We start from the raw sequence: 22,326 nt of genomic DNA, 5'->3' as shown, positions 1-22,326 counted from the left end.
GGCTTTGAGATGAAAAAACTGCTGCTGACGGTCGGGGCCATCGCTGTGCTGCCACAGATGGCTCTGGCGCATGTAGGCCATCATGACAGCCCGGCGTTCCTGTCCGGGGTGATGCACCCGGTTGGCGGGGCCGATCATGTGCTGGCGATGGTCGCCGTGGGTCTCTGGGCTGCCGTGACCGGCGGTCGCGCGCTCTGGGCGCTGCCGCTGGGGTTTGTCGGCGCGATGCTGGCGGGCGGCGGAATGGGGGCTGCGGGGATCGCTCTGCCGGGGGTGGAGCCGATGATTCTGGCGTCGATCGTGCTGACCGGGCTGCTGGCGGCGCTGGCGTGGCGCGCACCTATGGCGGTGGGCTTGGCAGTGGTGGCGGTTTTTGGCCTGTTCCACGGCCATGCCCATGGCACCGAAGGCCCGGCGTCAGGTCTGCTGACCTATGCCGCAGGCTTTGCCCTTTCGACCATGGCGCTGCACCTTGCGGGGCTTGGCCTTGGCCTTGCGCTGAATGCACTCTCGGCGCGGATGGCCACCCGCGCGCTTGGCGCAGGTACCGCTTTCGCGGGCCTCGCTTTGGCCATTGCATAAGGATAACCCCATGATTCCCGGAGAGCTTTTCCCCGCCGAGGGCGACATCACCCTGAATGCCGGGGCAGCGGTGACGGTGCTGGTGGTCGCCAATACCGGCGACCGCCCGGTGCAGGTCGGCAGCCATTACCACTTTGCCGAGACCAATCCCGGCCTGTCATTCGACCGCGATGCCGCGCGCGGCCAGCGGCTGGATATTCCCGCCGGTACCGCGGTGCGGTTCGAGCCGGGCCAGACCCGCGAGGTTCGGCTTGTGCCGCTGGCGGGCGCGCGGCATGTCTATGGCTTTAACGCCCAAGTGATGGGCGCTTTGTAGGAGCTTTTGCCCATGCCGCCGTTTTCCCCGTTCGATCTGATGCGCCTGTCGATGAACACCGCCACGATGCTGGCGCAGGCGCAAAGCGTGATTGCCATGCGCATGATGGGCATGGCCGGGGTCTGGACCGTGTCGCCCAGCGAAAACGCCCGCATGGTCTCTGAGAAGATGCGCGCCGGGATCAAGGCCGGGGCCGCCGCGCAAAAATCCGCCCTCTCGGGCGGATCTGCCACCGATATCGCCGAGGCTGCGCTTGCCCCGGTCAAACGCGCCACCGCCGCCAATGCCCGCCGCCTGACCCGCAGCGGACCCAAAACCCCGTTCTGACAGAAAGGTTCCGCCGATGCCGTTTGTGATCTCCCGCGCCGCCTATGCCGATATGTATGGCCCGACGGTGGGTGACCGGCTGCGCCTGGGCGACACCGATCTGATCATCGAAGTGGAGCGTGATCTGATCGCCGAGCGCAGCGGGGCGGCGACCTTTGGGGCCAACGGGCTGATGTTTGGTGAAGAGGTGAAGTTCGGCGGCGGCAAGGTCATCCGCGATGGCATGGGGCAAAGCCAGATCACCCGCGCGGCGGGGGCGATGGACACTGTGATCACCAACGCGCTGATCGTGGATTATACCGGCATCTACAAGGCTGACGTGGGCTTGCGCGATGGCAAGATCGCGGTGATCGGCAAGGCCGGAAACCCCGACACCCAACCGGGGGTGGATGTGATCATCGGGCCGGGGACCGAGATCATCGCGGGCGAGGGGCGGATCCTGACCGCAGGCGGCTTTGACGCGCATATCCATTTCATCTGCCCGCAACAGATTGATGATGCGCTGCATTCGGGTCTGACCACCATGCTGGGCGGCGGCACCGGCCCCGCGCATGGCACGCTGGCCACCACCTGCACGCCGGGGCCCTGGCATCTGGGCCGGATGATGCAGGCGGCGGATGCGCTGCCGATGAACCTGGCCTTTGCCGGCAAGGGCAATGCGTCGCTGCCCGCCGCGCTGGAGGAGCAGGTGCGGGCGGGGGCGTCGTGCCTGAAGCTGCATGAGGATTGGGGCACCACGCCGGCCGCGATTGATTGCTGTCTGTCGGTGGCCGAGGCGATGGATGTGCAGGTGATGATCCACACCGACACGCTGAATGAGAGCGGCTTTGTCGAGAACACCATAAAGGCGATCGCGGGCCGCACCATCCACGCCTTTCACACCGAAGGCGCGGGCGGCGGCCATGCGCCCGACATCATCAAGGTGGTCAGCTCGCAAAACATCCTGCCGTCGTCGACCAACCCGACGATGCCTTACACCGTCAACACCATCGAAGAGCATCTGGATATGTTGATGGTCTGCCACCACCTTGACCGCAAGGTGCCCGAGGATGTGGCCTTTGCCGAAAGCCGCATCCGGCGCGAAACCATTGCTGCCGAAGACATTCTGCACGATCTGGGCGCGTTTTCGGTGCTGTCGTCCGACAGTCAGGCCATGGGCCGCGTGGGTGAGGTAATCACCCGCACCTGGCAAACCGCCCACAAGATGAAGCTGCAACGTGGCCGGCTGGAGGGCGAGCAGGGTGCCAATGACAACCTGCGCGTCCGGCGTTACATCGCGAAATACACCATCAACCCGGCGATCATTCACGGGATCAGCGAGCACATCGGCAGCATCGAGGTTGGCAAGCGCGCCGATCTGGTGCTGTGGAACCCGGCGTTTTTCGGGGCCAAGCCGGAAATGGTGCTGATGGGCGGCGTGATCATGGTGGCGCAGATGGGCGACCCCAATGCCAGCATCCCGACGCCGCAGCCGGTGCACAGCCGGTTGATGTTCGGCGCCTATGGCCGGTCGGTGGAGCGCAACGCGGTGGTCTTTGTCAGTCAGGCGGCGCAGGATGACGGCATCGCCGCGCGGCTGGGACTGGCCAAAGAGACGGTGGCGGTCAAGGGCACGCGCGGTGTGAAAAAGGCCGATATGAAGCTGAACTCGGCCACACCGCAGATCGACGTTGACCCGGAAACCTATGAGGTGCGGGCCGATGGGGTGCTGTTGACCTGCGAACCGGCAGAGGAGCTTCCGCTTGCGCAGCGCTATTTCCTGTACTGACCGGGGGTCAGTGCAGGGCGTTGCTGCTGATCCGCCGGATCGGCCAGCCGGGACGCAGCGGCGCGGGGGTGCCATCGGCGCGGTAAATCGCCTCTTGCAGCTGAAGTTCGCGCTGTTGCAGCCGGGCCAGCTGCGCCCGGACCTCGGCCAGTTCGTCTGCAAGGTTCGGTGTCTGCATCATACCCTCCGATTCATGGTCTGTTCCATGACAGTCTGCCGCCAAGTGGTTAACGAATTCCTGCCAAACGGGCGCACCCCGATTTCTTTCTGACCTGAGGATAAGCCATGACCGATCTGTCCGCCGCCCGCCGCCTGCTGAAGGACGCGCCCGCCACCTGCCATGACGTGGTGGTGCTGACCTATGACGAACGGCTGATCCGCCGCAAACGGCTGGTCACCGTGCATGACGAGGGGTTTCTGGTCGATCTGCCCGAGGTGACCAATCTGGATGCCTTCTGGGGGTTCGAGCTGGCAGATGGCCGTACCATTCAGGTGGTCGCGGCCGAAGAGGCGGTGTTGGAGATCACGGGGGCCGACCTTGCGCGCTATGCCTGGCATATCGGCAACCGCCACACGCCGTGTCAGGTGGAGCCGGACCGGCTGGTGATCCGCGCCGATCATGTGCTGGAGGCGATGCTGCGCCAGTTGGGGGCTGGGGTGCGGGCCACGTCAGAACCCTTTGCGCCAGAGGTCGGGGCTTATGGTATGGGTCGCCCGATGGGGCATGACCATGGCCCGGCGGACGGGCATGCGCACAGCCACAGCCATGCTGAGAGCCACGCGCACAGCCACTCTCACAGTCACGCCCACAGCCATGACCACGATGACGGCCATGGCGGTCACAGCCACCCCCACCCGCATCCCAAAAGCTGACCCCCAGCGATGAGCCGCGATCTGCTGACCCTTGTGCAATGGCTGTCCCCGGCGTTTCCGACCGGCGGATTTGCCTATTCGCACGGGCTGGAGTCGGCAATTTCGACCGGGCAGGTGGCCGATGCGGTGGCCTTGCGCCACTGGCTGGCCGACGTGCTGGAGTTTGGCGCGGGGCGGCAGGATGCGATCCTGCTGGTGCAATCGCTGCAGGACGGCGCAGATCATGACCAGCTGGATGCTCTGGCCCGCGCCCTGCAACCCTCAACCGAGCGGCTGACCGAGACGCTGGATCAGGGCACCGCATTCGCCCGGACCGTCGCGGGGCTGACCGGGCGGGCGCTGCCCCCGCGCTGCCTGCCGGTCGCGGTGGGCGAGGCGGCGGCGAGGCTGGCCTTGCCGGTGGCGCAGGTGGCGGCCTTGTATCTGCACGCTTTTGCCAGCAACCTGACCTCGGTCGCCATGCGCTTCATGCCGCTGGGGCAGGTCGCGGGGCAGGGGGTGCTGACGGCGCTGCACCCGCTGATTGACGCCCTGGCGCAAGAGGTCACAGCCCTGACCCTCGATGATCTGGGCGCATCGGCACTTGGCGCTGATCTGTCGGCAATGGCGCATGAAACCATGGATGTAAGGATATTTCGAACATGAGCGTGAACGGACCCCTTCGCGTCGGCATCGGCGGCCCGGTGGGCGCAGGCAAGACCACCCTGACCGAGCATCTGGCGCGGGCGCTTGCCAGCCGGTGCTCGATGGCGGTGATCACCAATGACATCTACACCCGCGAAGATGCCGAATACCTTTTGCGCGCGCAGGTGCTGCCTGCTGACCGTATCCGCGGCGTGGAAACCGGCGGCTGCCCGCATACCGCGATCCGCGAGGATGCCAGCATCAATCTGGCCGCGATTGCCGATCTGCGCCGTCTGCACCCGGATCTGGACCTGATCCTGATCGAATCCGGCGGCGACAATCTGGCCGCGACCTATAGCCCGGAACTGGCTGACATCACCATCTATGTGATCGACACCGCTGCGGGGCAGGACATTCCGCGCAAACGCGGGCCGGGGGTCACGCGGTCGGATCTGCTGATCGTGAACAAGACCGACCTTGCCCCCCATGTCGGCGTGGACCCGGTTCTGCTCGAAGCCGACACCGCCCGCGCGCGGGGGGCGCGCCCCTATATCATGGCGCAACTGCGCAAGGGGCGGGGGGTGGCCGAGGTGGTGGCCTTTCTGGAACGAGAGGGCGGGCTGGTCCTGCGCCCGGTCGAGGACGCGGTAAACGCACTCTGACAGGCCCCGGTTTTTCATCCCGCATCAGGCAAAACCCCGGCTGATCCGGGGTTTTTACTTTTGATCAATTTGCAATCAGTTCCAGCGCTCGAATCGCGGGCATTTGCTCAAGTCTGCCCGGAAACTGCGCGTGGTGGGGCTGCGACGCTTAATTTACCGGCAATCGCCGCTACGTCTGCACCTGACCGCCCCCCCACGCGCAGCGCACCTTGCCGCACTGCGGCAATGACGCTTTCGTGACAGGGCCAGCCGGTTTCGGAGGGCACAAGAAAAAAGGATGTGCGGTGGCGGTCAGGACCAGATGCCTGACACCACAGCACGGGGTGCAACAGAATTGCCGCGCAAAGACAGGCCGACCCGGAGGGACCGGTCGCCTGACCTGTGCGCGGCCCAATGAGGGAAAACCATGTCGAATTTCAAGGGAGCGCTGCTGGCTTCTGCCATTGCCATGACGGCAGGGCAGGCCATCGCACAGGATGAGACGATCAAGGTGGGGGTGCTGCATTCGCTGTCGGGCTCGATGGCGATTTCGGAAACCACGCTCAAAGACGTGATGCTGATGCTGATCGCCGAACAGAACGCCAAGGGCGGGGTGCTGGGCAAACAGCTGGAGGCCGTGGTGGTCGATCCGGCATCAGACTGGCCGCTGTTCGCCGAAAAAGCCCGCGAGCTGATGACGGTGTCGGATGTCGACGTGATGTTCGGCTGCTGGACCTCCGTGTCGCGCAAATCGGTGCTGCCGGTGATCGAAGAGCTGAACGGGCTGCTGTTCTACCCCGTGCAGTACGAGGGCGAGGAATCGTCGAAAAACGTGTTCTACACCGGCGCCGCGCCAAACCAGCAGGCGATCCCGGCCACCGACTATTTCCTTGAGGAGTTGGGCGTCGAGAAATTCGCCCTCCTTGGCACCGACTATGTCTATCCGCGCACCACGAACAACATCCTCGACAGCTATCTGAAATCCAAAGGCATCGCCGAGGCTGATATCTTTGTGAACTACACGCCTTTCGGTCATTCCGACTGGTCCAAGATCGTCGCCGATGTGGTCGCTCTGGGGGCCGATGGCAAAAAGGTCGGCGTGATCTCGACCATCAACGGCGATGCCAATATCGGCTTCTACAAGGAACTGGCCGCCGCAGGCATCTCGGCCGATGACATTCCGGTTGTCGCGTTCTCGGTCGGTGAGGAAGAACTGTCGGGCCTCGACACCTCCAACCTCGTCGGCCATCTGGCGGCGTGGAACTACTTCCAGTCGGCGGAATCCGAGCTGAACACCGAATGGATCGCCAAGTGGAAAGCCTTTGCCGGCGAAAACCGCGTGTTCAACGACCCGATGGAAGCGCATGTGATCGGCTTCAACCTCTGGGTTCAGGCGGTTGAAAAGGCTGGCACCACCGATGTCGATGCAGTGCGCGAGGCGATGTATGGCCTTGAGACCCCGAACCTGACCGGCGGAATTGCCAAGATGCTGCCCAACCATCACCTGACCAAGCCGGTGCTGATCGGCGAGATCCGGGCCGACGGTCAGTTCGACATCGTGTCGTCCACCGAACCTGTCCCCGGCGACGCCTGGACCGACTTCCTGCCGGAATCGGCGGTGCTGGAGGCAGACTGGGCCGAACTGGACTGCGGCATGTACAACACCGAGACCAAGACCTGCGTTCAGATCAAATCCAACTACTGATCGACCTGACGGGAGGGGGCTTGCCCCCTCCCGTCCTCCCGTCCCAAACCACAAGGCCCACCCATGCGCGCCGCCCTCGCCGCCCTTGTTCTTGCGCTGCTGTCGCTGATGCCCGTAGCGGCGCTCGCGCAGACCAGCCCGCCCGTCTCTGCCGCTGACATCGTCGAGGACAACCGCGCTCAGATCGAAAAGCCGTCGCGCCAGACCATCGGCCCGGTGATCGCGGCCCTGGCCGCCAGCGGGGACCCGCAGGCAACCGTGATCCTGTCGGCCTGGGCCAACCGGGGGCTGGGGGTGCGCAAAAGCGACGGCGTGTTCGTGCTGATCTCGGATTCGGCCGATGGCTACGCCCTGCGCCTGCTCGATGGCAGCGACGCGGGCACCGCGCCACGCGCCGATATCACCGAGCTGCGCCCCAATTCCGGGGTGCGCGGGGTGATCGCCAATGCGCTGGTGCAGTTCCAGCTCAATGATCCCGATCCGGCGCGCCGCGCGGCGGCGCTCACCACCATCGCCCGCGACCCCGCGCCCGAACTGCTGGAACCGCTCCGCGCCTCGATCGAGGCCGAGGCCGACCCCAGCTTGCGCACGCAAAAGGACCGGCTCAACCGCCTGCTCACCCTGCGCTTTGACCCCGATGCCGCCACCCGCATCGCCGCCGTCGAGAGCTTTTCCGGCGACCTTGGCCTTGATCTGCGCGCCGCGCTCAACCCGCTCTTGGCCACCACCCGCCGCGCCGCCCCCTTGGGAACTGCGATTGAGGGCAACATCGCCCGCGAGCTTGATCCCGGCAGCGATCTGACCGAAGTGGAGGCCTATGACCTGCTGGTCGCCGCCAACCTTGCCCCGGCCCGGCTGACCACCGCCGAGCTCAAGGCCTCGCTTGCCGCCAATATCGTGGACGGCGCGGTTGCGGGCATCCCGCTGGCCGAGCTGAACAGCCAGACCGCCCGCAACCGCGCCTACACTCTGCTGGAAGAGGCGGGCACGGTGCCGGTTGCCGCCACCGATGAAGAGGTGACCCAGATCGTCGCCGGTCACCGCTTTGTCGAGACCTACTCCGAACCCGATACCACCATCACCACCGCCGCACAGGCCGTGCTGACCGGCATCGAGGTCAAGCTGGCCTCGATGCAGGTGGCGGACCTCGCGCTGGATGCGCTGTCGCTCGCCTCGATCTACTTTCTGGCCGCCATCGGTCTGGCGATCACCTTTGGCGTGATGCGCGTGATCAACATGGCGCATGGCGAGTTCATCATGATGGGGGCCTACACCGGCTATGTGGTGCAGCTGTTCATCCCGAATTATACCCTGTCGCTGATCGTGGCGCTGCCGCTGGCCTTTGCCGTCACCTTCGCCGCCGGGGTCGCGATGGAGCGGCTGGTGATCCGCCACCTGTACAAGCGCCCGCTGGAAACGCTGCTCGCCACCTTCGGCATCTCGATTGCGCTGCAACAGCTGGCCAAGAACATCTTTGGCACGCAAGCAAGGCCGCTGACCTCGCCCGCCTGGCTGGATGGCGCGCTCAGCTTCAACGACATCGTGTCGATCAGCTATATCCGCGTCGCGATCTTCGTGCTGGCGCTGGTGTTCCTGCTGTTCTTCCTCTGGCTGATGAAGCGCACCCGGTTGGGGCTGGAGGTGCGCGCCGTGACGCAAAACCCGTCAATGGCTGCTTCGATGGGCATCAACCCCGACCGGATCAACATGCTGACCTTTGGCCTCGGCTCCGGCATCGCAGGCATCGCGGGCATCGCCATCGGCCTGTTTGCCAAGGTCACCTCGGAACTGGGCAACGACTATATCGTGCAAAGCTTCATGACCGTTGTGGTCGGCGGCGTCGGCAATATCTGGGGCACCCTTGCCGGGGCGCTGATGATCGGCACGCTGCAAAAGGGCATCGAGTTCCTGAACCCCTCAAACACCCTGGCCGCCCAGACCTACATGATCCTGTTCATCATCCTGTTCATCCAGTTCCGCCCAAGGGGCATCATCGCCCTCAAGGGCCGCGCGGCGGGGGATTGATGGCAATGCCTTTCCATTCATCTTGGCAAAAATACTCCGGGGCAGGCCATTGGCTTCGCCATTGGTTCAAGAAACCAATGGACTGGGGGGCTGGCCCCCGGTCCGACGGCAGGAGCATGATATGACCCGCACCTATCTTTCCCGGAACCCTTCCGTGTTGTGGTTCCTTTTGATCCTGTCGCTGTTCACGCTGGGCGTCACCGTGCTGTCCGAGGCGTATGGCGTCGCGTTCCTGTCCACCTCCTTCATCAAGACGCTGGGCAAAACCCTGTGCCTCTGCCTTGCCGCGCTCGCGATGGATCTGATCTGGGGCTATGCCGGCATCTTGTCGCTCGGCCACATGGCGTTTTTCGCGCTTGGCGGCTACATGATCGGCATGTGGCTGATGTATGCCCGCACCGAAGGCATTGTCATCACCGCCCTGTCCAACGAGGCGCTGCCCGCCACTGCGCAGGAAATCCAGAACGGCATCGCCGCGCAGATCTTCGGCGTGGTCGGCGCGTCCGAACTGCCCCCGGTCTGGAGTTTCGCCCATTCATTGCCGCTGCAACTCATGCTGGTGGTGCTGGTGCCGGGCGTGCTGGCGCTGGTCTTTGGCTGGCTGGCGTTCCGCAGCCGGGTGACGGGCGTGTATCTGTCGATCCTGACGCAGGCGATGACGCTCGCCCTTGCGCTCTATCTGTTCCAGAACGACTCCGGCCTGCGGGGCAACAACGGGTTGTCGGGCCTGCAGAACATCCCCGGTCTGGACGGGGTGTCGCAGGACCGGATCTCGGTATGGTTTCTCTGGGCCTCGGCCTTTGCCCTTGGCCTTGGCTACCTGCTGGTGGCCTGGGTGGTCTCGGGCAAGTTCGGATCTGTGATCCGCGCGATCCGCGATGATGAGGCGCGGGTGCGCTTCCTCGGCTACTCGGTGGAGGGGTACAAGCTCTTTGTCTTCACCCTCACCGCCATCATCGCCGCCATCGCGGGCGCGCTGTATTACCCGCAGGCGGGCATCATCAACCCGGCCGAACTCGCCCCGATCGCCAGCATCTACCTCGCGGTCTGGGTCGCCATCGGCGGGCGCGGGCGGCTCTATGGCGCGGTGATTGGTGCGGCATTCGTCTCGCTGTTGTCGTCCTGGTTCACCGGCGGGCGGGCGCCGTCGATCAACCTGGGCTTCTACACCATCAACTGGGTGGATTGGTGGCTGATCCTCTTGGGCCTGTCCTTTGTCGGCGTCACCCTGTTCGCGCCCAAGGGCATCGGCGGGTTGTTCGACCTGTGGCAGGGCTTGCGCAGCCCCGACCGCAAGGGTGCGACGCTTGGCCCCGATGACGGGTCACTCATGGAAAAGGAGGCCAAGGAATGAGCCAGCTTCTCGAAGTCTCCGGCGTGTCGGTCACCTTTGACGGCTTTCGCGCCATCAACAACCTGTCTTTCTCTATCGGCCCGGCGGAACTGCGCGCGATCATCGGGCCCAATGGCGCGGGCAAGACCACGTTCATGGATATCGTCACCGGCAAGACCCGCCCCGATGAGGGCCGCGTGCTGTGGGGGGATCGCCTGCAATCGCTGCTGAAGATGTCCGAGGCGCAGATCGCCCGCGCCGGGGTCGGGCGCAAGTTTCAGCGCCCGACGGTGTTCGAGGATCAGACGGTGGCCGACAATCTGATGATGGCGCTCAAGGCGGCGCGCGGGCCGCTGGCGGTGCTGTTCTGGTCGCCCAAACCCGCCGATCATGCCCGCGTGGCGGAGCTGGCGGCCGAGGTGGGCTTGGGTGACTCGCTCGCCCGCAAGTCGGGCGAGCTGTCGCACGGGCAAAAGCAATGGCTGGAGATCGGGATGCTGCTGGCGCAAGAGCCGCAGCTTTTGCTGGTCGATGAACCCGCCGCCGGCATGACGCTGGCGGAGCGCGAGCATACCACGCGGCTGCTGGTGGACCTTGCCAAAACCCGCGCGGTGGTGGTGGTCGAGCATGACATGGAATTCGTGCGCCGCCTGAATTGCAAGGTCACGGTGCTGCATGAGGGGTCTGTGCTGGCCGAGGGCACACTGGACCATGTCACCCGCAATCCGCAGGTGATCGACGTTTATCTGGGGCGGTCCGAGCGATGATCAGAACCGAAAACCTGACGCTGCACTATGGCGGCAGCCAGATCCTGCACGGCATCAGCATGGAGGCGCGGGCGGGGGAGGTGACCTGCGTGATGGGCACCAACGGCGTCGGCAAGACCTCGCTGTTAAAGGCGCTGGCGGGGACGCATCCGCGCTCGGGCGGGCAGGTCTGGCTGGGCGGGGAGGTGGTGCCGGTGGTGCCGCCACAGGCGATGGCGCGCCGCGGGCTGGCCGTGGTGCCGCAGGGGCGGATGATCTTTCCGCTGCTGACCGTGCGCGAGAATATGGAGACCGCCTATGCCCTGCTGCCCCGGGCCGAGCATCGCATCCCGGAGGAGATTTTCGAGCTGTTCCCGATCCTGAAAGACTTCCTCCACCGGCGCGGCGGCGATCTGTCGGGCGGGCAGCAGCAGCAGCTGGCGATTGCCCGCGCGATGATCATGAAGCCGCGCGTGCTGCTGCTGGACGAGCCGACCGAAGGCATCCAGCCCAACATCATCCAGCAGATCGGGCGGGTGATCGAGTATCTGAAAGGCAAGGGCGATATGGCGATCATTCTGGTCGAGCAGTATTTCGACTTTGCCTATGGTCTGGCGGACCGCTTTTACGTGCTCAAACGCGGCGAAGTGGCGCTGGAAGGCGACAAGGCCACGCTGTCGAAAGAGGTGCTGAAGGCCACGGTTTCGGTGTGAGGAAGGGGGGCTGTAACACAGGGGGAGGTTTTTAATATTGTTTGAAATCAATTGTTTGATATGTGGTCGTTAAAGATAAATTAATGTTTGACAGGTGGTGAGGAGGTTGTTCCCACGGCCCGCCTGTCCGTTGCGGATGTCATAGTCTTTCATCTGCAAGGGGACGCGTTTTGCCTGTTCCTGGTCCCGTGACCCGCCTGTTGCGCCCCAGCAGCCCTGCCGTGCGAACAGAGCCGGGCAGACCGATCAGGTGGCGACCGATCCTGCGGCAGGAGGCCCAGACCACATTGAGCCGGCTTTTTATCGGGCGATGGCCAAGAGCGTAAAACTCTTCTTCGGTGAGTTTGCGGGATGGGATCGGGAGGATCAGGGGTTGCATCGGCATCTCCATTTGTTCACTCATGAAATGATGGAGCAGCGATACGCCCGAAAAAACCCCGAGGAATGAAGCATGTCGTTCACTGGTGAAAGACTTGGCTGGGATGATCTGGAAATTTTCTTCCATGTTGCGCAGAGTGGCGGCCTTAGCGCGGCCAGTCGTCTGGTCGGCCTGAGCCCCCCGACCGTGGGCCGTCGCATGCTCGCGCTGGAACAGCGCGCGGGCCAGACGCTGTTTCACAGGACTCAGACCGGATACAGTCTGACCCTTGCGGGGCAGGCGCTGTTCAAACGGGTAAAGGCCATGCACGCCGCCGCCGTGCCGGTTCAGGAGGCTTTGTCCTCGAAGGCCGCCACACCCTTGATCCGCCTGTCTGCCGGGACAGCGACCGCGATGTTTCTTGCCGACAAATACACCCTTCTCAGCCGCCGCTCTGACGGGTTCCGGCTGAATTTTGTAACAACCGAGGCGACTCTGGACATTGCGCACCGCGAGATTGATCTGGGCATCCGGAACCGGCCTGCAGAAGCGGGAAACCTTGCCTCGCGCAGGCTGGGCACCTTGCGGTTTGCGCCCTATCGCAGCTGGAGTGTGCCGGACCCCGAGCAGTTGGGCTGGGTGGCACTTGATCCGGTACACGCAAGGCACCCTGCGGCGCAGTGGCTGCACCGTCAGGACCATATGATCTCGGTCATGGCCAGCACGGTTGCGACGGTTCATCAACTGGTGCGGGCCGGGGCTGGCATTGGGGTGATGCCCTGCATGACCGGGGATTGTGACCCGGCTTTGTGCCGGGCCGGACCTGTCATTGAAGCCCTGACCGAGCAGCAATATCTGGTCATGCACGATGATGACCGGCACCGCGCCCCGATCCGGCGACTTATCGAGAGAATAACAAAGATTTATGCCGACAATGCCGATTTGCTGTCAGGGCAGCAACCGCTGCGGGGGCAGACCGGCATCTGACCCCGCCGCATGGTCGGACGAGCTAGCACACCCGGCCCCCCCGAACGCAAAAAGCCCCGGATCGCTCCGGGGCCTTTGCTTTGCTGCCGATGGCAGATCAGTTCGTCGCTGCCGGAGCGGCTTCGCCCTCAGCCGCGGGTTCCATCGCGGGCGAGAGTGAGGCGATATAGGCCCAGACATCGGCCTTTTCCTTGGCGTTGGTCAGTTTGAACGACATCTTGGTGCGGGCGCCATTGTCATCCAGACGGGTTTTGAGGAACTTGGCCGGGTCGGCAACGTATTCGGTAAAGCTCGCCTCATCCCAGGTGAAGCCGGTGGCGCCGAGAGCAACCAGCGAGTCGCCGTAGCCGTTGAAATCGGCCTGGGTGCCGGCAGTGCGGCCCGGCAGGCCGTAGAGGTTCGGGCCGGTCTTGGCGTTGCGGCCACCCAGCACATTGCCATCGGCATCGGCGATGACGTGGCAGGTCTGGCATTTGTTGAAGACTTTCTCACCAGCGGCGGCATCCCCGGTCGCGTCCTGGGCCATGGCGGGGGCCGCAAGGGCGAGCGAGGCGAAAGTCAGGGCAGTCAAAGTGAGTCTCATGGGGATCCTCCCGGATGTCTGATGGTATGAAAGATGGACCTGCGGTTGGAAAAGGCAAGTCACGCCAATGTGCGCGTGATGGATTTGTGGGGCGCACACCGGCATTTGGGTGCCTCAGGCAACCGCATGAGCCAGCGCGCATTGATGCCAGAGCGACGACAGCGCCGCGACCAGATGGTCGATATCGGCATCCGAATGCAGCGGGCCGGGGGTGATGCGCAGGCGCTCCGTGCCCTTTGGCACGGTGGGGTAGTTGATCGGCTGCACATAGATGCCCCAGTCGTTCATCAGGATATCGCTGATCATCTTGCACTTGACCGGATCGCCGATCATCACCGGGATGATGTGGCTGTCATTGGCCATATGCGGAATGCCGGCGGCATCCAGCCGCGCGCGCAGCCGGGCGACGCGGTGCTGCTGGGCGAGGCGCTCTTGCGACGAGTCCTTGAGGTGTTTGATCGAGGCGGTGGCGGCGGCTGCGACGGCCGGGGGCAGGGCGGTGGTGAAGATGAAGCCGGATGAGAAGCTGCGGATGAAATCGACCAGCGGGGCCGATCCGGTGATATAGCCGCCGACGCAGCCAAAGGCCTTGCCCAGCGTGCCTTCGATCAGGTCGATGCGGTGGGCAAGGCCCTCCCGCTCGGATACGCCACCGCCGCGGGGGCCGTACATGCCGACGGCGTGCACCTCGTCGATATAGGACAGCGCGCCATGGGCTTCGCAGACCTCGATGATTTCGCGGATCGGGGCGACATCGCCATCCATCGAATAGACGGATTCAAACGCCACGATTTTGGGCCGGTCGCCGACGGCGTGCAGCTTGCGGTCCAGATCGCGCCAGTCGTTGTGCCGCCACAGCACCTTGTCGGCGCGGGAGTGGCGGATGCCTTCGATCATCGACGCATGGTTTTTCTCATCCGACAGGATCACCGCGCCCGGAATGCGCGCGCCAAGGGTGCCAAGGGCGGCCCAGTTCGACACATAGCCAGAGGTGAACAGCAGGGCGGCCTCTTTGCCATGCAGGTCGGCGAGTTCGGATTCCAGCAGGATATGGTGGTGATTGGTGCCGCCGATGTTGCGGGTGCCGCCTGCGCCGGTGCCGCAGGACCGCACCGCCTCGACCATGGCATTCACCACTTTCGGGTTCTGGCCCATGCCCAGATAATCGTTGGAACACCAGACGGTGACATCGCGCAACTGCCCGTCCTTGTGATTGTCGGCGCGGGGGAAATTGCCGCAGCGGCGTTCCAGATCGGCAAAGACGCGGTAGTTGCCTTCAGCTTTCAGGAGATCCAGATGGCTGGTGAAGAGGGCGTCAAAGTCCATGGGTCTTTTCTTTCAACGTCGGGCGCAGGGTCTGCATCACCTGCGGTTGCGGTTTGCGCTCGGGCAGCATCCAGCGCCAGAGCTTCTGGTCGGGAAGCGGGATCACCATGAACCAGTGCTCCAACAGGGCGAGCAGGGTCAAGGCGGACAGAAGAGTAAAGCCGATCAGGCTGCCGGGGGTGGGGGCGGTGAGGGCGCGCTCGGTAAAGCAGTAGGAGGCATAGCTGAGCGCGGTGATCGAAACCGGGAACACCGCGTTCATCGGCGCGCGGCGGAAGTGGCTGGCCAGATGCGCCAGCGGGCGGGGCAGGAACTCGGTATGGATGCGCGGCACGCCGAAGAACAGGTTCAGCTTGGCCGAGATCCGGGCAAAGAACAGGATGGCAAAGGTCCAGAGGCCAAAGATGTTGGGCGCGTCGTGGGACAGGATCACAAGGGCGCAGAGCAGGGTGATCAGCAGAATTTCGTGCCACAGGATGGTGCCGATCGCGCGCAGAAAGCGGTCTGGCAGCGCGGCACCGGGCGGGCAGGGGTTCGTGTTCGGCCCGGCGATGATGCCCGACAGAAACGCGAGTTCGACCCAGGCCCAGAGGGCAAGAGCGGAGAGAAAGGCGAGGTAAGCACCGGTGGCTGAGGTGTCGGTCAGCGTCTCGTTCAACCCGACCACGCCCCCCAGCAGCAAGGGCAGTCCCAGCAGTACCGACCACAGATGCGCGTCATGGCCCTGATTGTCGGCCCGGCGCACCCGCCACAGGATGATGCCGGTCGAAAACCACCACAGGAAAAGGGCTGACAGCGCCGCGATCCATGGGTTAGTCATGCTCCACAGGTCAGTCATTCGTGGCCCCCCTGATACCAGAGGGGCCACGCGCGGCGGCGGGACGCGCCCATCCTGCCGCCGCAATCACCGCTGTCGCGGTGATATGATGGTATGCGGTCAATATGCCGGTTCCAGCCGCACCGAGGCGGGCGGGGTCGTCTTGATGACCGGGATCGTGTAGAGCGAGACAAAGGCCGTCAGGGCGCGGATCGTGCCCCAGGCATTGGTCATGCGGCCCTTGAGACCGCCGGTTTTGCGGCCGCGCTCCATATCCAGCATGGCCGCGTTCATCCGGCGCAGACCGGGGATCCAGCGCGGGTGGTCGATGTCGAGCTCGACCGGGAACACCTGCCGCGCGATGGCCGAGGTTTTGCGGAACACCTCATGGTCATACCAGTCGATGTCCACCCCCAACGCCGCGTGGAAATCCTTGCGGGCATGGTCGCGCACCCACATCGTGGAATACACCGCCGTCAGAAAGAACCGGATCCACAGCTTGTTGGCCCAGGTCGTGGTCAGCTTGGGGTCTGTGCGCATCAAGAGGGCGAACGCCTCGCCATGGCTGAACTCGTCGTTGCACCATTCGCGGAACCATTTGAAAATCGGGTGGAACCGGTGTTCGGGATGCGCCTCAAGGTGGCGGTAGATCGTGATGTAGCGCGCGTAGCCGATTTTCTCGGACAGGTAGGTGGCATAGTAGATAAACTTTGGCCGGAAATAGGTGTATTTCTTGGCCTTGGTCAGGAACCCGAGGTTCACCGCCACCCCCGCCTCACGCAGCGCGTCGTTGATGAAACCGGCATGCCGCGCTTCATCGCGGGCCATGTAGTTGAACAGCTCGCAGATGTCGGGATTGTTGCCGCGGCGTTTCATTTCCTTGTAGAGCACGCAGCCCGAGAATTCGGCGGTGCAGGATGACACCAGAAAGTCGATGAATTCGGCGCGCAGATGCGGCTCCATCCCGGCCCAGTCCACATGATCCCAGTCGGCGTTTTTCTTGAAATGGCCCTTGTTGGGGTCGGATTTCATCTGCGCGATCAGCACATCCCATTCGGCGCGCACCGGGGTTACGTCGATGCGGTCCATCTCGTCGAAGTCGGTGGTGTAAAAGCGCGGGTTCAGCAGGGTGGCATCGGTCGCCATCGCCGTGGTGTCGAACTTGCCCGCCAGCTCGGCGTGCAACTCGCCATGGGTGGTGTCGTGGCGGGCCTCAGGGGTTGCGTCTTTCATACTGTCAACTCCTCTGAAAACGAAAACTCGCACAATTCCATGAAGTCGAGATCGCCGGTCAGCTTGACCCATTGCCGCTCGACCCAGGTGGCGCGGGTGATGGTGGCCATGCGGTCCTCGATGATCAGCTCGCCGTAGGCGGCCAGCACCGGCGCGCCATGCACCAGCACCTCGTCGCCGGGGTGCACGACGGCGCCGTTGTTGAATTTGACATGGGCGTGAAGCGCTTCAAAGCGGTGACTGACCTCGACGGTGCAGGGCACCTGTTCGGTTGTTTTGCTGAAGAATGCCATTGTTGTTTTCCCTTATTTTGTCTGATCAAGCAGCCGTTCGAACGCGGCTTTGTTGTCGCCGCCAAAGGCATAGAGCTCGGCGCTCCACCCCGTGGCCGGGTCTTCGGCCACAAGGCGGCCGTTGTCATAGCGCACAACCCGCATTGGCGGATTGCCCGGGATCTGGGCCACCAGACGCGCGCGCGCCATGGCAGACTGGATCACGGTGATGAAACCGCCATGCGGCAGATCCATCAGCAGGGTGCCGTCAGCATCGCGGACCACAACCGCCTGTGCTGACTTGCCTTCAAGAACCAGCCACCGCTCTTGTACGGCAGTCGCGGCTGGGGGAACGCCCACATGCGGGCGGTTGGTGACGACCGACAGGCTGACGATGGCCAGCGTGATCATGGCAAGGGCGAACATCGCCCAAAGCAGAACGCGGGGGATCATCTCGCGCTCGGGCGATTGACGGTCGGCGAGGGTGCGGAGCTGGGCCATCTGCGCGCTCCCTTATTCTGCGGCCATCACGGCACCCGAAGGGGCCATGGTGACAACGGGTTCGTTCAGCTTGGCCTGTGCCGCATCGGCCAGCAGGCGGGCCACGTTCTGCGCATCCGCGATGCAGCGGAACGCGGGCTGCGTGTGTTTGGCAAAGCCGGGCCGCAGGTGCGGCCAGAGGACCGCGAAGGACAGCCGCATGCCTGCGGTGATTTCCAGCGCAATGGTGCCGGTGCCGCCGGGTCTGACATCCAGCCGGGCGGTGGCGATGCGGACAAAGGGGATGGTGTAGGTGACCGGCAGCGCCGCCCCGATCCGCATGATCACGCGGGCGGTGGTGATGGTGTAGATCGAGGCGCGGGCTTGCGCCCATGCCAGCAGGTAGATCACGCCGTAGCCCGCGACCGACAGCACCAGATAGGGCAGGCCGGTGGCCAGCATCAGCGCGGTGCCGCCATCGGCATAGGCCCCGCCGGCGCGCCAGAGCACGACGGCCAGCATATACCCGGCGATCCAGTTGATCTTGTAAGCTTCACGCGCAAGCGCCATGGCCTGCGGTTTGCCCTGCCACAGGATCTGTTCATCCTTTGGCAGACCGGCGGGGACGCCGGGCATTATCTCGAAATCGAAGTCCTTATTCTGGCCCGACATCTCAGACCCTCCGTCGCTTGGGGTAAGACGGGGCGGCGCGGGCGCGCGCCGCCCCCCTTTTTGATCAGAACCCGTATTTGCGGTTCGTGGCGTACATCCAGCCCGAGGCGACATAGGCCGAGATCTTGTCTTCCTCGAGCTTGGTCACCGTGGTCAGCGATTTGGTCGCCGGAATGTCTGCGAAATGGTCCGAGGTGATCGAGCGCACGCGCACCCGGTCGGCCCAGATCCGGGCCATGGTCATCGGGATCAGGCGGCGTTCGCCGGAATTGAGCTCGATTTCCAGATAGCGGACCATCTGCTCGGGGGCATCGACCCACATGTCGCTGACGCGGCCCACAACCTCCAGATCGGCGGCCTGCACCGGCAGGCCACGCGGGTCACGCCCGGCGCTGACGGCAAAGCCATGGGCCTGCGCCATCGGCACGATCTTTGCATGGCCGTGGCCATCCAGCTCCGGCTCATCCCGGCGCGGCGCCCATGAGGCAGGACCGACGCCATCGAGCATCGGGTTGCCGGTGGGGGCGTGCGGGAACCCTTCCGACACCGCCGTGCGCGCCAGCGCCAGATCGGTGCGGCGGTGCGCCGCCTCATTCTCGGCCGATGGCACGGTGACAGTGCCCTTGCCGTTGGGCAAAAGGAAGGTTTTCGGCTTGGGCACCGGAAACGGGCCCTGATTGGGCGCGGGCAGACCGTCTTCGGTCTCCAGCGGATAGCCTTCGCGCATGTTTTCGGTTTGCAGGTAATAGATCAGCAGGGCGAAAAAGCCCCAGAACAGCCAGATCGACAGGCTTGCCAGATCGAAATTGCCAAAGAAAGTGACGCCAACCATGGAATGGTCCTCCGCGTTGTCAGGTGGGGAAGTCGGCAAGGGCGAGTTTGCCCCCGTCGGCGTCCGGTTTCGGTGGGGTCAGGATATTGACCTTGACCAAGGGGCCAAGGGCGATAAGCGTTAGAAAAAGCAGTCCGATTTCAAGGTGATAGACGGCGGAATAGCCGATGCTCGCATCAGTCAGCGCGCCCAGTTTGCCCGCTGTGGCCAGATGGCCGACCACATCGCGCAGGGTGCCGCCGATCAGGATGGCAAGGCCGGCGGCGGTGGCCTGCGCCGCCCCCCAGGCCCCAAGCGCCAGGCCCGCACCCGCCAGCCCGCGCGCAGGCATGGTCATGGCAGCGGTCAGGGTAGAGATGCCGAACAGCCCGCCGCCAAAGCCGATGCCAAAGGCGCCAGTGTAAAAGATCAGCGTGCTGTCGAGCGGGGCCGCAAAGATCACGCAGGAAAACGCAGCAATCCCGGCCAGAATGCCGCGCGCGGCCATCCGGTACGGGTCCAGCCCCCGCGTCAGCCAGCGCGCCGCGATCAGGAACCCGATCAGCGCCCCGCATGCCCATGCGGCGGTCAAGAGCGTGGTCGCCCCGACCGACAGGCCAAGAATCTCCCCGCCATACGGCTCCAGCAGCACATCCTGCATCTGAAACGCCAGCGTGCCCAGCATCACCACCGCCAGCAAGCGCCCTGCCGTGCCACCCGCCATCAGATCACGCCAGGCATCGCGGAACTGCGGACACGGTTCCTCGCGCTGCGCGCGTGTCATGGGGCTGACCTTTTCCTGCTTCCACAGCGCGATGATGTTCAAGACCAGCGTCGCCGCCCCGCAGCCCTGCACCACGCGGACCAGCGTGACCGGGTCATAGTCGCGCAAGAGGTAGCCCACGATCACCGCCGAGACGCCCATGCCAAGCAGGAACATGATGTACAAAAGCGCCACCACGCGAGGCCGGGTCTCATCACTCGCGCGGTCGGCGGCGAGGGCCAGACCGGCGGTCTGGGTCATGTGCATGCCCACCCCGGTCATGAGGAATGCCAGCGCCGCCAGCACCTCACCCGCCCAGACCGGCCCAAGATACTGGTCCCCCGACAGCACGATCAGCGCGAACGGCATCACCGCAAGGCCGCCCATCTGCCACAGGCTGCCGAACCACAGGTAAGGCACCCGCTTCCAGCCGATCGCGCTTCGGTGGGTGTCCGACCGATGGCCCAGAAACGCCCGGAACGGGGCCACCAGCACCGGAATCGCGATCATCAGCGCCACCAGCATGGCGGGGATCGACAGCTCGACGATCATCACCCGGTTCAGCGTGCCCAAGAGCAGCACCGTCGCCATGCCCACCGAGATCTGGAACAGCGACAGCCGCAAGAGCTGCCCCATCGGCAGGCCATCAGAGGCGGCGTCGGCAAAGGGCATCCACCCGGCACCAAGTTTCGCGATGTCCTTCTTGCGCAGGATCATGGCCGGTACTCCAGACAGTCGCTGATATAGAACCCGCTGCTGATCCGCCCCACGCGTGCCAGTCCCGGCCCGGCGGATTTTGCCAGGGTTTCATAGGCATGCGGGATCATGGTGGGCGACCGGTCGGCGCGCGGGAACAGCTTGCCCAGTGTGAAGAAGGTCATCAGGAACGGGGTGCGCGGGGCCACGGTAAACACGATCCCCGCTCGCGTGCGCTGCGCCAGACGGTGCAGGATCGCGGCAATATCCTCCCCGCTGTAGTAAATCAGGCTGTCCATTGCGATCACATGGTCAAAGTGCCCATGCGTTTCATCGGTCATGTCCCCGGCGGCAAAGGTGACCTGACTGGCAAAGCGGGCATCCAGCCGGTCGCGCGCAATGCGGATCAGCTGGGGCGAGATATCCACCGCCACCACCTCGGCCCCGCGCGCCGCCAGCTCTGCCGTCATCAGCCCGGTGCCACAACCGGCATCCAGCACCCGCGCACCCGACAGGTCTGCGGGCAATTGCGCCAGCATCATCGCCCGCATGGCATCACGCCCGGCGCGCACGGTCTGCCGGATCCGGCTGACTGGCGCGTCAGAACACAGACGCTCCCACACTTTGGTGGCGCTGCGGTCGAAATAGTCTTCGACCCGGGCACGGGTGGCGGAATAGTCGGCCATGATCAGTCAAACCCCAGCAATTCAAAGATCTCGCGGTCGGGCAACGGGTCGGGGGTCGATCCCTTGCCCTGAACCGACCGCCACAGCGTATCGGCCAGCCGCATGTATTCGGCCCGCGCCATCACCACGTCTTCGGCATCGTCCATCTCGAACAGGGTCTTTTTCTTCAGGCGACTGCGGCGGATGGCATCAATGTCGGGCATATGCGCCAGCCGGTTGAAGCCGACACGGGCACAGTAGCGGTCAACCTCATCGGTCTCGCGGGAGCGGTTGGCGACGCAGCCCGCCAGCTGCACCTTGTAATTGCTGGATTTTGCCTGCACGGCCGCGATGATGCGGTTCATTGCGTAGATGCTGTCGAAGTCATTGGCGGTGATGATCACCGCGCGGTCGGCATGCTGCAAGGGCGCGGCAAACCCGCCGCAGACCACATCACCCAGCACGTCAAAGATCACCACATCGGTGTCTTCCAGCAGGTGATGCTGCTTCAAGAGTTTCACCGTCTGGCCCACCACATAGCCGCCGCAACCGGTGCCTGCGGGCGGCCCACCGGCCTCCACACATTTCACGCCGTTGAAGCCGATGGCGACGTAATCTTCGGGCCGCAGTTCTTCGGCGTGGAAATCGACCTCTTTCAGAATGTCGATCACCGTCGATTGCAGCCGCCCGGTCAAGGTAAATGTGCTGTCATGCTTGGGGTCGCAGCCGATCTGCAACACCCGCTTGCCCATCATCGAAAACGCGGCTGACAGGTTCGAACTGGTGGTCGATTTCCCGATCCCGCCCTTGCCATAGACCGAGAACACCTTGGCCCCTTCGATCTTTACATCGCTGTCCTGATGCACCTGCACCGAGCCGTCGCCGTCAAGGCCTCTCAGGTCTGGTATCTCATCACGCGGGCTCATTGTCCGCTCCTTTCCAGAGGCGGGCGCGCCCCTTTCATCTTGGTGAAAATACTCCGGGGTCCGGGGCAGAGCCCCGGTCCGAAG

Annotated in this window: 26 protein-coding genes; 13 read left to right on the top strand and 13 right to left on the bottom strand. The window is 64.2% G+C overall.

Going from position 1 to position 22,326, the window contains the following annotated elements; all coding sequences use genetic code 11:
• Positions 1 to 9 precede the first annotated feature (9 nt).
• The 4 genes from J2X53_RS12350 to ureC are packed head-to-tail and all read left to right on the top strand — an operon-like array spanning position 10 to position 2,993.
• Entirely contained in the window at positions 10 to 582 is a 573-nt protein-coding gene (locus J2X53_RS12350) for a HupE/UreJ family protein (protein ID WP_349037785.1), read from the top strand.
• A 10-nt stretch (positions 583 to 592) separates the two neighbouring features.
• Complete coding sequence (locus J2X53_RS12345; RefSeq protein WP_349037784.1) at positions 593 to 898, top strand: urease subunit beta; 306 nt, start codon at positions 593 to 595, stop codon at positions 896 to 898.
• A 12-nt stretch (positions 899 to 910) separates the two neighbouring features.
• A complete protein-coding gene (locus tag J2X53_RS12340; RefSeq protein ID WP_349037783.1) occupies positions 911 to 1,225 on the top strand; it encodes an antifreeze protein in 315 nt (104 codons plus the stop codon).
• Positions 1,226 to 1,241: 16 nt separating this feature from the next.
• Positions 1,242 to 2,993 carry an urease subunit alpha gene (ureC, locus tag J2X53_RS12335; RefSeq protein ID WP_349037782.1) on the top strand — a complete coding sequence of 584 codons (1,752 nt, stop codon included), beginning with the start codon at positions 1,242 to 1,244 and terminating at the stop codon, positions 2,991 to 2,993.
• Between the two features lie 7 nt (positions 2,994 to 3,000).
• On the opposite strand, the gene J2X53_RS12330 is transcribed toward ureC, so the two are convergent.
• Positions 3,001 to 3,171, bottom strand: coding sequence for a hypothetical protein (locus tag J2X53_RS12330; protein ID WP_349037781.1), 171 nt, complete (start codon positions 3,169 to 3,171; stop codon positions 3,001 to 3,003).
• Between the two features lie 107 nt (positions 3,172 to 3,278).
• Here J2X53_RS12330 and J2X53_RS12325 point away from each other — a divergent pair, with 107 nt between their 5' ends.
• The 8 genes from J2X53_RS12325 to urtE all read left to right on the top strand — a co-directional run bounded on the left by J2X53_RS12325 (position 3,279) and on the right by urtE (position 11,653).
• Complete coding sequence (locus J2X53_RS12325; protein WP_349037780.1) at positions 3,279 to 3,866, top strand: urease accessory protein UreE; 588 nt, start codon at positions 3,279 to 3,281, stop codon at positions 3,864 to 3,866.
• A gap of 9 nt (positions 3,867 to 3,875) precedes the next feature.
• Positions 3,876 to 4,511 carry an urease accessory UreF family protein gene (locus J2X53_RS12320; protein WP_349037779.1) on the top strand — a complete coding sequence of 212 codons (636 nt, stop codon included), beginning with the start codon at positions 3,876 to 3,878 and terminating at the stop codon, positions 4,509 to 4,511.
• Entirely contained in the window at positions 4,508 to 5,152 is a 645-nt protein-coding gene (gene ureG, locus J2X53_RS12315; protein WP_349037778.1) for an urease accessory protein UreG, read from the top strand. Before J2X53_RS12320 ends, ureG begins: the two co-directional genes overlap by 4 nt.
• A 406-nt stretch (positions 5,153 to 5,558) precedes the next feature.
• Positions 5,559 to 6,836, top strand: coding sequence for an urea ABC transporter substrate-binding protein (urtA, locus tag J2X53_RS12310; protein ID WP_349037777.1), 1,278 nt, complete (start codon positions 5,559 to 5,561; stop codon positions 6,834 to 6,836).
• 63 nt (positions 6,837 to 6,899) lie between these two features.
• Positions 6,900 to 8,861 carry an urea ABC transporter permease subunit UrtB gene (gene urtB / locus J2X53_RS12305; protein WP_349037776.1) on the top strand — a complete coding sequence of 654 codons (1,962 nt, stop codon included), beginning with the start codon at positions 6,900 to 6,902 and terminating at the stop codon, positions 8,859 to 8,861.
• Positions 8,862 to 8,982: 121 nt separating this feature from the next.
• Positions 8,983 to 10,215, top strand: coding sequence for an urea ABC transporter permease subunit UrtC (gene urtC, locus J2X53_RS12300; RefSeq protein WP_349037775.1), 1,233 nt, complete (start codon positions 8,983 to 8,985; stop codon positions 10,213 to 10,215).
• Positions 10,212 to 10,961 carry an urea ABC transporter ATP-binding protein UrtD gene (gene urtD / locus J2X53_RS12295; protein WP_349037774.1) on the top strand — a complete coding sequence of 250 codons (750 nt, stop codon included), beginning with the start codon at positions 10,212 to 10,214 and terminating at the stop codon, positions 10,959 to 10,961. Before urtC ends, urtD begins: the two co-directional genes overlap by 4 nt.
• Positions 10,958 to 11,653 carry an urea ABC transporter ATP-binding subunit UrtE gene (urtE, locus tag J2X53_RS12290; protein WP_349037773.1) on the top strand — a complete coding sequence of 232 codons (696 nt, stop codon included), beginning with the start codon at positions 10,958 to 10,960 and terminating at the stop codon, positions 11,651 to 11,653. The genes urtD and urtE overlap by 4 nt, the downstream gene beginning before the upstream one ends.
• Positions 11,654 to 11,792: 139 nt before the next feature.
• Here the strand turns inward: urtE and J2X53_RS12285 are convergent, their stop codons facing one another.
• The gene (locus J2X53_RS12285; protein WP_349037772.1) at positions 11,793 to 12,158 is read right to left on the bottom strand and encodes a hypothetical protein; all 366 of its coding nucleotides are present in this window, start codon (positions 12,156 to 12,158) and stop codon (positions 11,793 to 11,795) included.
• Here J2X53_RS12285 and J2X53_RS12280 point away from each other — a divergent pair.
• Complete coding sequence (locus J2X53_RS12280) at positions 12,105 to 12,998, top strand: LysR family transcriptional regulator (protein ID WP_349037771.1); 894 nt, start codon at positions 12,105 to 12,107, stop codon at positions 12,996 to 12,998. The two genes, J2X53_RS12285 and J2X53_RS12280, sit on opposite strands and share 54 nt — an antisense overlap.
• A gap of 97 nt (positions 12,999 to 13,095) precedes the next feature.
• Here the strand turns inward: J2X53_RS12280 and J2X53_RS12275 are convergent, their stop codons facing one another.
• From J2X53_RS12275 to bchL, 11 genes are all read right to left on the bottom strand, one after another.
• Positions 13,096 to 13,581 (bottom strand): cytochrome C, encoded by a 486-nt coding sequence (locus tag J2X53_RS12275; protein WP_349037770.1) that lies wholly within the window; start codon positions 13,579 to 13,581, stop codon positions 13,096 to 13,098.
• A gap of 114 nt (positions 13,582 to 13,695) precedes the next feature.
• Positions 13,696 to 14,907 (bottom strand): 5-aminolevulinate synthase, encoded by a 1,212-nt coding sequence (gene hemA, locus J2X53_RS12270; RefSeq protein ID WP_349037769.1) that lies wholly within the window; start codon positions 14,905 to 14,907, stop codon positions 13,696 to 13,698.
• Positions 14,897 to 15,745, bottom strand: coding sequence for a putative photosynthetic complex assembly protein PuhE (gene puhE, locus J2X53_RS12265; RefSeq protein ID WP_349037768.1), 849 nt, complete (start codon positions 15,743 to 15,745; stop codon positions 14,897 to 14,899). Before puhE ends, hemA begins: the two co-directional genes overlap by 11 nt.
• 99 nt (positions 15,746 to 15,844) lie before the next feature.
• Positions 15,845 to 16,870, bottom strand: coding sequence for a magnesium-protoporphyrin IX monomethyl ester (oxidative) cyclase (gene acsF / locus J2X53_RS12260; protein ID WP_349037862.1), 1,026 nt, complete (start codon positions 16,868 to 16,870; stop codon positions 15,845 to 15,847).
• A gap of 83 nt (positions 16,871 to 16,953) precedes the next feature.
• Complete coding sequence (locus J2X53_RS12255; protein ID WP_349037767.1) at positions 16,954 to 17,250, bottom strand: hypothetical protein; 297 nt, start codon at positions 17,248 to 17,250, stop codon at positions 16,954 to 16,956.
• 12 nt (positions 17,251 to 17,262) lie between these two features.
• Positions 17,263 to 17,730: a photosynthetic complex assembly protein PuhC gene (gene puhC, locus J2X53_RS12250; protein ID WP_349037766.1), complete on the bottom strand. Its 468-nt coding sequence runs from the start codon at positions 17,728 to 17,730 to the stop codon at positions 17,263 to 17,265.
• A gap of 12 nt (positions 17,731 to 17,742) precedes the next feature.
• Positions 17,743 to 18,381 (bottom strand): photosynthetic complex putative assembly protein PuhB, encoded by a 639-nt coding sequence (gene puhB, locus J2X53_RS12245; protein WP_349037765.1) that lies wholly within the window; start codon positions 18,379 to 18,381, stop codon positions 17,743 to 17,745.
• Between the two features lie 64 nt (positions 18,382 to 18,445).
• Complete coding sequence (puhA, locus tag J2X53_RS12240) at positions 18,446 to 19,213, bottom strand: photosynthetic reaction center subunit H (protein WP_349037764.1); 768 nt, start codon at positions 19,211 to 19,213, stop codon at positions 18,446 to 18,448.
• 19 nt (positions 19,214 to 19,232) lie between these two features.
• A complete protein-coding gene (locus J2X53_RS12235) occupies positions 19,233 to 20,672 on the bottom strand; it encodes a PucC family protein (RefSeq protein WP_349037763.1) in 1,440 nt (479 codons plus the stop codon).
• A complete protein-coding gene (bchM, locus tag J2X53_RS12230; RefSeq protein ID WP_349037762.1) occupies positions 20,669 to 21,337 on the bottom strand; it encodes a magnesium protoporphyrin IX methyltransferase in 669 nt (222 codons plus the stop codon). The genes J2X53_RS12235 and bchM overlap by 4 nt, the downstream gene beginning before the upstream one ends.
• Positions 21,338 to 21,339: 2 nt before the next feature.
• Complete coding sequence (bchL, locus tag J2X53_RS12225) at positions 21,340 to 22,242, bottom strand: ferredoxin:protochlorophyllide reductase (ATP-dependent) iron-sulfur ATP-binding protein (RefSeq protein ID WP_349037761.1); 903 nt, start codon at positions 22,240 to 22,242, stop codon at positions 21,340 to 21,342.
• Between the last annotated feature and the right edge of the window lie 84 nt (positions 22,243 to 22,326).

The organism is Pseudotabrizicola sp. 4114, assembly GCF_031457365.1.
GTDB lineage: Bacteria > Pseudomonadota > Alphaproteobacteria > Rhodobacterales > Rhodobacteraceae > Pseudotabrizicola.
The sequence above is the reverse complement of the archived record's forward strand: the minus strand, read 5'-3'. Positions and strand labels throughout refer to the sequence as shown.